Source organism: Chryseobacterium sp. MEBOG07 (assembly GCF_021869745.1).
Classification (GTDB): domain Bacteria; phylum Bacteroidota; class Bacteroidia; order Flavobacteriales; family Weeksellaceae; genus Chryseobacterium; species Chryseobacterium viscerum.
In genome coordinates this window covers 3157311-3169743 of sequence record NZ_CP084579.1, presented here as the reverse complement: position 1 = coordinate 3169743, position 12433 = coordinate 3157311, and the positions used below count along the sequence as shown (strand labels likewise).

Genomic DNA, 12433 nt, shown 5'->3' with positions numbered 1-12433 from the left:
TGTCTGTCGGCAGCCTTGGTTGCTGGCAGACGTTTTATCTTTATGAAAAAGCTTTTCTTACTTATTTCCATTCTTTCACTTTCCCAGATCAAAGCACAGATTGATCCGGTGAAGTATCCCACTTTTACAAATATCGAAGACGCTTTAAACAGTAAAAAAGCAGTTTATAGTATAAGTTTCAGGGAAAAAGGTCTTTTTAATCTTCCTCCTCAGATCGTAAAACTGGATTCATTATTCTTTTTGAACATCATGGCCAATAAGCTTGAAAAGATGGATCAGGAACTCTTTGCACTAAAAGAACTGGAAATTCTAAATGTGAATGAAAACAGCATTAAATATATTCCGGATGAGGTAAGTAATCTTAAGAAATTGACCTCTTTTTCAATGAATCTGAACAGCCTGACAAGCATTAATCCCAATCTTGCAAAGCTTCAGAACTTAAAGGTAGTGCATTTCGATGCCAACAACCTGAATACCTTTCCCGAAGCCTTAATGGAAATTCCGACGCTGGAAGAGATTAATCTTCAGGGAAACCAGATCAGCTTTATAGCAGACAGGCTTGACGGGATTAAAAATCTGAAGTTTTTAAATCTTTCTGATAATCAGATCAATGATTTAGGGAATTTATCTTTTCCTAAAAACCTAAAATATCTTGAACTGCAGCAGAACTCCATCACCCAACTTCCGGAAAATCTGTTCAAATCTCAGCATCTTGAATTTTTGAATGTAAGCGGAAATAATATCACGGAAATTTCACCCAAAGTAAAAGGGTTGAAAAATATTGTCAGCATGAATCTGGCCAATAACAATCTGAAAGATATTCCTGTAGAAATCAAACAGCTAAAGAAACTGAAAACCTTGATTCTTACAGGAAATCCTATAGAAAAATCTACAATTGAAAATTTAAAAACCTTACTTCCGGAGACCCAGATCTATTTCTAGATCTATCCGCCAACACGTTTGGTTTTATATCCCATTTCTTTAAGGATATTCATTATTTTATCACGGTTATCCCCCTGAATGATAATCGTCCCATCCTTCTCAGAACCGCCTATACCCAGGGTGGTTTTTATTTTCTTTGAGATTTTTTTCAATTCTTCCTCACTGCCTTCCCAACCTTCAACAACGGTCACAGGCTTACCATTTCTCCCTTTTTTCTCAAACTTGCACACCAAAGGCTCTTTTTGCTTGAATTGCTCTTCAGGCATCTCAAAATCCTGCTCATCATGATCAGGAAAAAGATTCTTCAATTGATCTCGTAAATCCATAAAGCAAAATTAAAAAGATTTACCGATTAATTGACTGAAATAACCAACGAAATTTCAATTTTTCAACCCTGTCAAGGTTTTAAACCTTGACAGGGTTCCGGGAATATAAAAACCCCATTGTGATATCAGAAAAAATCACAGATTTTTCACAACTTAAGTGAACTTCTATGCAGCCATCATATCACTTAAAATAGCTTAAGTATTAAAAAGCTTTTGCGTCTTTTATGATAATAAGATCAGTCATCAATAAAATTCAAGACTTCAAATTCTTCTATTCATAGGAAATTAGGTAAATTTGTATAACAAAAGTTTTACAAAATGTCAAAAAAAGCAATACTGGCAATTCTTGACGGATGGGGATTGGGAACAAACCCTAACGTTTCTGCAATAGACAAAGCAAATACACCATTCATAGACAGCTGTTACAAAAAATTTCCACATACTACACTTGAAGCAAGTGGTCTGGCTGTGGGACTACCAGCGGGGCAGATGGGGAATTCTGAAGTTGGACACATGAACCTGGGAGCCGGGAGAGTCGTTTACCAGAACCTTGTTAAACTCAACATGGCTGTTGAAAACGGAACACTGGGTCAGGAAAAAGTGATTCAGGATGCTTTTGAATATGCCAAAAGAGAAAATAAAAAAATACACTTTATCGGATTGGTTTCCAATGGAGGAGTACACTCACATATCAATCACTTAAAAGGATTACTGACAGCAGCAAAAAACTTTGGTTTGAATGAGAACGTTTTTGTTCATGCATTTACCGATGGTAGAGACTGTGATCCGCATTCAGGATTTGGATTTATTGATGAGCTTCAGAAGCATATGGAAGCAACTACAGGAAAACTGGCAACAGTGGTAGGAAGATACTATGCGATGGACAGAGACAAGAGATGGGAACGTGTAAAACTGGCTTATGATGCGCTTGTAGAAGGAATAGGAGAGCCATCAACGGATGCTTTGGCAGCGATTAAGGCTTCTTATGATAATAACGTAACAGATGAGTTCCTGAAACCTATTATTTTAATGAATACGACAGCGACAGGAAATGTCGTTCCGGTAGCAAAAATCATTGATAATGACGTGGTGATCTGCTTCAACTTCCGTACAGACAGAGGTAGAGAGATTACAGAAGTGCTTTCTCAGAAGGATTTCCCGGAGTACTCTATGAAAAAGCTGAATCTTTATTATGTCACACTGACAAACTATGATAAGACATTTCAGAATGTACAGGTCGTTTTTGACGAAAATGTATTAACGGAAACAATGGGTGAAATTCTTGAAAAAAATGGAAAAACCCAGATCAGAATTGCAGAAACTGAAAAATATCCTCACGTTACTTTCTTTTTCTCAGGAGGAAGAGAAGAAGAATTTGAAGGGGAAAGAAGACTGCTGTGCCCAAGTCCAAAAGATGTTCCTACGTATGATTTAAAGCCGGAAATGTCAGCTTATGATATTACCAACGCCATCGTACCAGAATTGGAACAGGGAACCGCTGATTTTGTTTGCTTAAATTTTGCCAATACAGATATGGTAGGGCATACAGGTGTTTTTGAAGCTGCTGTAAAAGCTGCTGAAGTAGTAGACCAGTGCATTGAAAAAGTGGCAACCGCCGCTTATGAAAACGGATATGCTGTTTTCATTCTTGCAGACCACGGAAACTCTGATGTAATGATCAACGCAGACGGAACTCCTAATACCCAGCACTCAACAAATCTTGTTCCTTTTATCGTAATGGATAAAGAACATACTTGGAACCTAAAACCCGGTAAATTAGGAGATGTAGCCCCTACAATCCTTAATGTAATGGGGGTTAAAATACCAGATACAATGACAGGAGAAGTTTTAGTTAACTAAAATTCAATAATATTGTTAAAAAAATGCCGTTATACTTTTGTAGCGGCATTTTTTTTATGACTTATGTCAGATAAGGTATGACTTGCATACTTTATTATGCGCTAAATAATAAATAAATCATATCTTTGTAAATTAAAACTGAATAGTAAAATGTATCAAAAGCTTGTAAGGAAAGAAGTAATGGGAATATTGGAAAAGGAAGTAGGTTCTTTTCTTGATAAATTTTTAACGCCAATTGAAAAAATCTGGCAGCCTTCCGATTATTTACCAGATCCTTCAAGTGATGAATTCAAACACGATTTAGAAGAAATTCAGACTTTTGCTCGTGAAATGCCTTATGATCTTTTCGTAACACTGATTGGAGACTGTATCACAGAAGAAGCACTTCCTTCTTATGAGTCTTGGTTGATGGGTGTTGACGGAATCAATCAGGAAGGAAAATTAGGTTGGGCCAATTGGGTAAGAGCATGGACTGCAGAAGAAAACAGACACGGAGATTTATTAAACAAATATCTTTATCTGTGTGGAAGAGTAAACATGAGAGAAGTAGAGATTACAACTCAATACCTGATCAATGACGGTTTCGACTTGGGAACAAGTATGGATCCATATAGAAATTTCGTCTACACGAGCTTCCAGGAAACAGCAACCAATATTTCCCACAGAAGAGTAGGGACGCTTGCAAAGCAATCCGGAAACGGAAAACTGGCAAAAATGTGTGGGGTAATTGCTGCAGATGAAGCAAGACACGCTAAAGCATACAAACATTTCGTTGCTAAAATTCTTGAAATAGACCCTTCAGAAATGATTCTTGCCTTCGAAGATATGATGCGTAAGAAGATTGTAATGCCGGCTCACCTGATGAGACAGTCAGGGCAGAAGGCAGGAGAGCTTTGGGGACATTTCTCAGATGCAGCACAAAGATGTATGGTATACACTGGTCATGATTATATCAATATCATGAAAGACCTTTTAGATGAATGGAAAATTGAACACGTGAAAGGACTTACAGAAAAAGCAGAAAAAGCTCAGGAATACCTGATGAAGCTTCCTGCAAGACTACAGAAGATCACAGACAGAGTTTCTACTCCAGATCTTCAGTTTCAGTTCAGCTGGGTAAAGAAATAATTGATTTGCATATTATTTAAATTATAAAAAGTATTGAGTGCCTTTCTTTTGGGCACTCTTTTTATTTCTTATCTTTGCAAAAGCTAAAAAAAACAAAATGTTAAATAATAAAAAGATTGCTGTTGACTTTGACGGAACGATTGTAGATGACGCTTACCCGGCAATTGGAAAAGCGAAAACTTTTGCTTTCGAAACATTAAGAAGACTCCAGGCCGAAGGTTTCAGACTTATTCTTTGGACTTACAGACACGGAAAAACATTAGATGAAGCAGTAGAATTTTGCAAAAAAAACGGAATAGAATTTTATGCAGTGAATTCAAGCTTTGAAGGAGAAGTTTTTGACTCTGAGACTCAATCCAGAAAATTAGATGCAGATTGGTTCATTGACGACAGAAACTTAGGTGGATTCCCAGGCTGGGGTGAGATCTACAATATTATTCAGGAAAGAATAGAATTCCGTGTAGAAGGAAAAGAAGTTCTTGCCTATTCAAAACTTAAAAAAGAAAAGAAAAAAGGACTTTTCTGGTAAGATATAGAAGGTAGAAGCTAGATTTTAGTTTTTTTAATATCAAGTGCTTCTGATTTTTTATAATTTATGATAGAAAGTTCATAAGATGATGGGAAGCAAAAATAAGCGTAACGCTGTAATCTGGCTTCTAACATCTAATATCTAACATCTATATACAATGATTCAATTAAAAACGATAGACGAATTACGTCTGATGAAGGAGAGCGCCCGTTTGGTTTCTAAAACATTGGGAATGTTGGCAAAAGAAATTAAACCAGGGATTACGACCTTATATTTGGATAAATTGGCTCATGATTTTATTAAAGATCATGGTGCTGAACCTGCATTTTTAGGATATGGAGGATTTCCAAACTCTTTGTGTATCTCTCCAAATGAGCAGGTAGTACATGGTTTTCCAAACAAGGAAGAAATAAAAGAAGGAGATGTTCTTTCTGTAGACTGTGGGGCTATTCTTAACGGTTTCGTAGGAGATCATGCGTATACTTTTGAAATTGGAGAAGTGAAGCCGGAAGTAAAGAAAATGCTTCAGGTTACCAAAGAATCTCTTTACAAAGGTATTGAGCAATGTGTCAGAGGAAAAAGAATAGGAGATATCTCCCATGCAATTCAGGCTCATTGTGAGAAAGAAGGGTATGGAGTAGTAAGAGAGCTTGTAGGACACGGTTTGGGAAGAAAAATGCACGAAGATCCACAGGTTCCTAACTACGGAAGACAAGGAAGCGGAAAAATAATTAAAGACGGTTTAGCAATTGCTATTGAGCCCATGATCAATCTTGGAACAGAGAAAGTGAAATTCCATAGTGATGGCTGGACGGTAACGACGTTAGATAATATGCCATCTGCTCACTTTGAACATGATGTAGCGGTGATCAATGGTAAGCCGGTATTGCTTTCAACATTTGAATATGTGTATGAAGCTTTAGGGATTGTAAGTGATGAAGAAAAGCAGTTCCAACTGGATTTTTAATGAAAAAGTTAACTAAGCTTTTACTGAATAAAATACCACGTCCGATGCTTATTAAGATGAGCATTTGGGCAAGACCGCTTATCTATCAGTTTTTCAAAGGAGATCAGTTCTTTGACCCTATTGACGGAAGATCTTACAGGAAATTTCTTCCATATGGATATGGAAAACAGAGAGAAAATGCTCTTTCTCCCGGAACATTAAGTTTGGAGAGACACCGCCAGATGTGGCTGTATCTTCAGAACGAAACCGATTTTTTTATTAAAAATTATAAAGTTCTGCATATTGCTCCTGAACAGGAATTTCTAAGGAAGTTCAAAAGAATGAGTAATCTGAACTATATTTCGGCAGACTTATATTCTCCGATTGTTGATGTGAAGGCTGATATTCTGGACTTACCTTTTGAGAATGAAACATTCGATATTATTTTCTGTAACCACGTTCTGGAACATATTGAAGATGATGCAAAAGCAATGAGCGAGCTGTACAGAGTAATGAAACCCGGAGGGTGGGGAATTCTTCAGGTTCCGATGAAAAATTCTTTGGAGAAGACCTACGAAGATTTTACCATCAAAGATCCTAAAGAACGCCAGAAACATTTTGGGCAATATGATCATGTCCGTTGGTATGGAATGGATTATTTTGACCGTTTAAGAAAGGCAGGCTTTGAAACAGAACCTAATTTCTACTCACAGCAGTTTCCGGAAGATGAAATAAAAAAATACGGGTTAAGGCATAATGAGATCCTACCTTTAGTATACAAAAAATAAAACAAAACCCGTTTCAACTACTGAAACGGGTTTTTATATGAAGAATTACCAGTAGAATTTTGAATGCTTATAAGAGTCGATTTAAATTTTTAGTGGATGTTTCCAGTCTTGAACTTTTGTATACTTTTGCTTCAAGGTAAAAGTATAAATAAGCAGAATAGAGATTCAATCATATAAAATAAAAAACCGCCTTCATGATAAAGACGGTTTCCATTTTTAAATATAGATAGAAGTTTATGCACTTTTCTAATGTGATGAAGACACAGCTTTCAGGCCTACTACAGAAGCAATAAGGGTTAGAATAAAAAATACTCTCCAAAAACTAACGGGATCCTTAAAGAAGATAATTCCCATTAAAGCCGTTCCTACAGCCCCAATTCCCGTCCATACCGCATAAGCCGTACCGATAGGCAGTGTTTGAGTCGCTTTGATCAACAGAAGCATACTGATAGTCATTGTTATCAGGAAACCGGTATACCACAGGTACATTTCTGTTCCTGATGTTTCTTTTGCCTTTCCCAGACATGATGCAAAGGCAACTTCAAATAATCCCGCGATAACTAATATGATCCAATTCATTTTTTAAATTTTTCTACGGCAAAGTTCAGGATTTGTCAGAAGAAAAAATTTTACAATTGTTAAAAAATGAAGTTTCGGAGTTGATTACAGAAAGAAGCTGAAAGCGGGAAGAAAAAACTATAGTCATATCAATAGGGTCTGACTTTTGTCCGCTCTCAATAATAAAAAGCCATTTCTCTGGCTTTAGCCAAAACATAAGAATTTTTTAATCCTTCAGTTTTTCAATTGTAAAACTTACTTTATTTCTGCCCGGATTCTGCTTAAACTTACCTGGGTAATCCCGAGATAAGAAGCAATATAACCAAGCTGAACTCTTTTAAGTAATTCAGGCTGATAGGTGATAATGTCTTTATAGCGTTCCAAAGAAGTTTTAAATTGTCTTGAAATAATCAGTTCTTCAGATTTTATCATTTCTGCTTCCGCTAGTTTTCTTCCCCAGTTGGCAATATGAATATCTTCATTAAACAGTTTTCTGAGACTTTCTGTTTCCATTCTGTACAGATCGCAGTCTTCCAGCAATTCGATGCTTTCATAGCCGGGTTTATCCTCTACATAGCTTTTCATAGAAAGAATGCACTGCCCCTCACTTCCGAACCAGAACGTAATATCATTCTCAGCAGTTGAAGAGTAAGCACGTGCAATTCCTTTTCTTATAAAATAGAGGTACGGAACCACTTTATCAGCTTCCATCAGGCAAAAACCTTTAGGATGAGAAACTTCTGTGATACGTTCTTTTAAACTGTTTTTTGATGCTTCCGGAAGAAGGTAAATCTTATCCAGAATCTGGTCTATATTCATAAAGATGAATTCTAATATTCAAAAGTATCAGTTTTAGGTAATGCAATACAAAATTATCGGGTAATTTTTATAAGAAATATTGTGATGAAGTGATCAAAATGATTCCAACTCAAGATGCATATCATCAAATATTATAACGGGAAGGGTGAAAATTCCCCTCTTCTGGATGGGTGGCGAAAATTCAAAGAATTTTTGACGGAGTGGTTTAATCTTTTATAAATAAAACTCCCAAACAGTAAATAAGCCAGGCAATCGATTTCCTGTAAATTCCTTTTCAACATGCTATATTTGGCTATAACTCTCTTTTTTCTTTTAAATATTGAGATTAAAGGTAAAGACCAATTTTGTTTTACTAACTTTGCGCTTTGTAATATTATTTTTATGCACAAAGCTGGATTTGTAAATATAGTTGGAAAGCCCAATGCGGGAAAATCGACCTTGCTAAACCAATTAATGGGAGAGAAGTTGGCGATTGTAACGCAGAAAGCGCAGACAACCCGTCACAGAATTTTTGGTATTTATAATGAAGATGACCTTCAGATTGTATTTTCTGATACTCCCGGAGTATTGGACCCAAAATACGGACTGCAGGAAAAAATGATGGATTTTGTAAAGGACTCTTTACAGGATGCCGATGTTTTCCTGTTTATTGTAGATGTTACCGATAAAGCGGAACCATCAGAATTTTTAATTGATAAATTAAATAAAATCCCTGTACCAGTACTTCTTTTATTAAATAAAGTAGACCAGACTGATCAGGCAGGTCTTGAAAAACTAGTAGAAGAATGGCACAACAGAATTCCGAAGGCTGAAATTCTGCCTATTTCGGCATTGAATGCCTTTAATACAGAGATCATTTTACCTAAAATAAAATCTTTACTTCCTGAGAACCCTCCTTATTACGATAAAGATCAGTATACGGATAAACCCGAAAGATTCTTTGTAAACGAGGCAATCCGTGAGAAAATCCTTTTGAATTATGATAAAGAAATTCCATATTCTGTAGAAGTAGTTACAGAACAGTTCAAAGAGAAAGAAGGAATCATTTTTATCGACTCTATTATTTATGTAGAAAGAGATACTCAGAAAGGAATTATTATCGGACACAAAGGAGAGGCTATCAAAAAAGTAGGAACAGAAGCAAGATTGGACCTGGAAAAGTTTTTCACCAAAAAAATTCACTTAAATCTATTTGTAAAAGTGAAAAAAGACTGGAGAAAGAACGACAGAGATCTTAAAAATTTCGGTTACAGATAAACTAAAACAGCCGGAATCCCGTTGTATTAAAAGATTTTTATTATCTTAGTATAAATTTTTTAGTACATGAACTATAATAATTCAAATTGGAGCTCAATACCTAAAGATATTGTTTTATTAGCGGTAAGAGTCTTTGTTGGCTTTGCAATGCTTTCTCATGGTTTCCCAAAACTTCAGATGTTGTTGGCGGGCGGTAAAATTGAGTTTTTCGATTTTATGGGATTAGGACCTCAGATATCTCTTATTCTTACGGTTTTTGCTGAATTTGTTTGTTCAATACTACTTATATTAGGACTTTTTACAAGAATCTCTTTAGGATTTCTGATCTTTACAATGATTATTGCTGGTTTTGTAGTACATGGTGGAGACTCTTTTGAAAAGAGAGAAATGCCTCTTGTCTATCTTTCCGTTTATCTTTTACTCATGGTAATCGGAGCCGGAAAAGTTTCAGTAGATCATATGATCGAGAGAAGGAAAAGAGCTTCAGAATGGTAATTTAACCATAATAACAATAGAAAATAAAACAAGGCACTTCAGAAAATGAAGTGCCTTTTCTTTTCTTAATAATTACAGTGAGGTAAGCAATCCCAGATCAGCTTTCCGTTTTCATCTCTTACTCTGCAAGCCATAAAGCCTGCATCACATAAAGGAGCACTTCCGCCGTTGATTGTTTTTAAATGTACTTTTGATAATTTTTTTAAATTTTTCATATTATTTTAATTTGTAAAGTAAATGTAATAAAAAACGAATACGGCACTAAAAAGTGTCTTATTTATTTAATTTTATAAATATTGCAAAATTCACTACATTCGTACAAAATGAATTTATATGAAGATAAAACTGACCATCTGCCTTCTGGCATTTCTCAATTTTTACGATGCACAGGAGAATATTACGTACCAAAAGCCATCTGCTGAAATCCTGAAACTGGCAGATTATCAAAGACCGCCAAGTGTTCTGATGAACAGCAAAAAAGACTGGGTGGTTTTTACGTACCGTCCAACATATAAAACACTGGAAGATCTTAGTCAGCAGGAAATGAAACTTGGAGGACTAAGAATTAATCCGGTTACCAATATTTCAAGCAGTACTACCTACTCAAATAATCTGAAGATCAGAAAGATCAATGATAAAAATGAGATTCAGGTAAAAAATCTGCCTTCCAATCCAAAAATTACCTATGTTTCGTTTTCACCGGATGAAAAGAAACTGGCTTTTACCAATACAATAGCTAAAGGAGTAGAGCTTTGGGTAGTGGATATGGAAACCGCTTCTGCTAAAAAAATTACAGCTGATAATCTGAATGCCAATTTAGGAATGCCCTATGTTTGGTGTAATGACTCTCAAAGCTTCCTGGTCAGGGCAATTCCACAAAACAGACCCGCTCTTATAGATGCAAGCAAAGATCTTCCGACAGGTCCGATTGTTTCAACAGCAGATGGTAAAGTTTCCCAGAACAGAACGTATCAGGATCTTTTGAAAAATCCTCAGGACGAAAAAAACTTTGAGACGCTTACCGCTTCTGAAATCTATAATGTAGATTTCTCAGGAAATCTTAAGAAATTGAAAGATCAGGATATGTATGCCGGCTTAAGTTTATCTCCTGACGGAAATTATCTGATGGCTACGGTGATCAAAAAGCCGTTTTCATATATCGTTCCTCTAAACAGATTTCCTTCAACAACAGTAGTGTATGATACGAAAGGGAATGCTGTAAAAACAGTGAATGAAGTTCCTTTGAATGAAATCATGCCGAAAGGATTCTCATCGGTAAGAACCGGAAAAAGAGATATGGCATGGAGAAGTGATGCTCCTGCTACTCTTACGTATGCTGAAGCTTTGGATGGAGGAGATCAGTCTAAAACAGCAGAGTACAGAGACGAGGTATTTACTTGGGAGGCTCCATTTACAGCAGCTCCGAAATCTTTCTTCAAAACAAAGCAGAGATATGATGATGTCCTTTGGACAAATGATCATTATGCCATTGTTTCTGAAGGCTGGTATGACACAAGAAATACAAAATCTTACCTGATAGATACCAATAATGGAGAATCTAAAGTTTTCGATGACAGAAATTATCAGGATGTTTACAGTGATCCGGGGAACTTCAACACAACAAAAAACCAGTACGGAAAGTATGTTATAGATATGAAAGGTGGAAAAGCCTACCTGATTGGAAATGGATTTACCAAAGACGGACAGCATCCTTTTATTGATGAAATGGATGTGAAATCACTGAAAAAGAAAAGACTTTATACTTCTAATATAAAAAACGGGAAGGAAGAAATCATTGATATCCTAAATGCTTCAAAGGGGGAAATTCTTACAACTCAACAGTCACCGAGCCTTTATCCTAACTACTTCAAAAAGAATATTAAATCCAATAAAGCAGAAGCTGTAACCAACTTTGCCAACCCTTTTGAAAGCATCAAAGACGTTTACAAAGAAGTGATTACGTATAAGAGAAATGATGGAGTTACCTTAACAGGAACGCTGTATCTTCCTGCCAATTACGATAGAAAAGCGAAAAAAGAGAAGCTTCCGTTATTAATTTGGGCTTATCCTACAGAATATAAAGATAAAAATACAGCAGGGCAGAACACCCAAAACCCGAACGATTTTACATTCCCATACTACGGATCTTTTGTATACTGGACAACAAAAGGATATGCAGTTCTTGATGATGCCGCTTTCCCAATTATTGGAGAAGGAAAAACAGAACCTAACGATACATTTATCCCACAATTGGTAGCGAATGCTGCAGCTGCAATTGATGCAGTAGATCAACTGGGCTATATCGACAAAAAGAAAGTAGCTGTAGGTGGGCATTCTTATGGGGCATTTATGACCGCAAACCTTCTGACACACTCTAACCTTTTTGCATGTGGAATTGCCAGAAGTGGGGCTTATAACAGAACTTTAACTCCATTCGGTTTCCAGAGCGAGCAGAGAAACTATTGGGATATTCCGGAGATCTATAACAACATGTCTCCGTTCATGAATGCAGACAAAATGAAGACACCGCTTCTTCTGATTCATGGGGATGCAGATAACAACCCTGGAACTTTCACTTTACAAACAGAAAGATACTTCCAGGCTTTGAAAAATCTGGGTGCTCCGGTAAAAATGGTTCTTCTTCCAAAAGAAGCCCACGGATACCAGGCTAAAGAAAATATCTTACACCTTTTATGGGAACAGGATCAGTTCCTTGAAAAGTGCCTGAAGAAATAAAATATGAAAGAGACTGTTTATCACAAACAGTCTCTTTTTTTTGATTGAA

13 protein-coding genes are annotated in these 12433 nt (G+C 36.3%); 9 read left to right on the top strand and 4 right to left on the bottom strand.

Translation table 11 applies throughout. The annotated features are described in order from the left end of the window. The first annotated feature begins 42 nt into the window (after window positions 1-42). Window positions 43-942: a leucine-rich repeat domain-containing protein gene (locus tag LF886_RS14650; protein WP_236850221.1), complete on the top strand. Its 900-nt coding sequence runs from the start codon at window positions 43-45 to the stop codon at window positions 940-942. Between the two features lie 2 nt (window positions 943-944). Here the strand turns inward: LF886_RS14650 and LF886_RS14645 are convergent, their stop codons facing one another. Beyond that, entirely contained in the window at window positions 945-1268 is a 324-nt protein-coding gene (locus LF886_RS14645; protein ID WP_109738269.1) for a translation initiation factor, read from the bottom strand. A 318-nt stretch (window positions 1269-1586) separates the two neighbouring features. Here LF886_RS14645 and gpmI point away from each other — a divergent pair, with 318 nt between their 5' ends. The 5 genes from gpmI to LF886_RS14620 all read left to right on the top strand — a co-directional run bounded on the left by gpmI (window position 1587) and on the right by LF886_RS14620 (window position 6519). After that, window positions 1587-3128 (top strand): 2,3-bisphosphoglycerate-independent phosphoglycerate mutase, encoded by a 1542-nt coding sequence (gene gpmI / locus LF886_RS14640; RefSeq protein ID WP_236850220.1) that lies wholly within the window; start codon window positions 1587-1589, stop codon window positions 3126-3128. Between the two features lie 150 nt (window positions 3129-3278). Beyond that, window positions 3279-4256: an acyl-ACP desaturase gene (locus LF886_RS14635; protein WP_103234039.1), complete on the top strand. Its 978-nt coding sequence runs from the start codon at window positions 3279-3281 to the stop codon at window positions 4254-4256. A gap of 97 nt (window positions 4257-4353) precedes the next feature. Further along, window positions 4354-4785 (top strand): BT0820 family HAD-type phosphatase, encoded by a 432-nt coding sequence (locus tag LF886_RS14630; RefSeq protein ID WP_109738270.1) that lies wholly within the window; start codon window positions 4354-4356, stop codon window positions 4783-4785. Between the two features lie 157 nt (window positions 4786-4942). After that, window positions 4943-5752 (top strand): type I methionyl aminopeptidase, encoded by an 810-nt coding sequence (map, locus tag LF886_RS14625; protein WP_103234041.1) that lies wholly within the window; start codon window positions 4943-4945, stop codon window positions 5750-5752. After that, window positions 5752-6519 (top strand): class I SAM-dependent methyltransferase, encoded by a 768-nt coding sequence (locus LF886_RS14620; RefSeq protein WP_236850219.1) that lies wholly within the window; start codon window positions 5752-5754, stop codon window positions 6517-6519. Before map ends, LF886_RS14620 begins: the two co-directional genes overlap by 1 nt. Window positions 6520-6765: 246 nt before the next feature. Here the strand turns inward: LF886_RS14620 and LF886_RS14615 are convergent, their stop codons facing one another. Further along, on the bottom strand, window positions 6766-7098 hold the full coding sequence (locus LF886_RS14615; protein WP_124531088.1) for a DMT family transporter: 333 nt from the start codon (window positions 7096-7098) through the stop codon (window positions 6766-6768). A 234-nt stretch (window positions 7099-7332) separates the two neighbouring features. Then, window positions 7333-7896, bottom strand: a complete 564-nt coding sequence (locus tag LF886_RS14610; protein ID WP_124531089.1) for a Crp/Fnr family transcriptional regulator — start codon at window positions 7894-7896, stop codon at window positions 7333-7335. 381 nt (window positions 7897-8277) lie between these two features. On the opposite strand from LF886_RS14610, the gene era reads away from it, so the two are divergent. Further along, entirely contained in the window at window positions 8278-9153 is an 876-nt protein-coding gene (era, locus tag LF886_RS14605) for a GTPase Era (protein ID WP_103233612.1), read from the top strand. Window positions 9154-9219: 66 nt separating this feature from the next. After that, complete coding sequence (locus LF886_RS14600; protein ID WP_236850218.1) at window positions 9220-9648, top strand: DoxX family protein; 429 nt, start codon at window positions 9220-9222, stop codon at window positions 9646-9648. A 65-nt stretch (window positions 9649-9713) separates the two neighbouring features. Here the strand turns inward: LF886_RS14600 and LF886_RS14595 are convergent, their stop codons facing one another. Continuing rightward, window positions 9714-9863, bottom strand: coding sequence for a bacteriocin-like protein (locus LF886_RS14595; protein ID WP_183084543.1), 150 nt, complete (start codon window positions 9861-9863; stop codon window positions 9714-9716). A 118-nt stretch (window positions 9864-9981) separates the two neighbouring features. On the opposite strand from LF886_RS14595, the gene LF886_RS14590 reads away from it, so the two are divergent. Continuing rightward, window positions 9982-12384, top strand: a complete 2403-nt coding sequence (locus tag LF886_RS14590) for an alpha/beta hydrolase family protein (RefSeq protein ID WP_236850217.1) — start codon at window positions 9982-9984, stop codon at window positions 12382-12384. The last annotated feature ends 49 nt before the right edge of the window (window positions 12385-12433 follow it).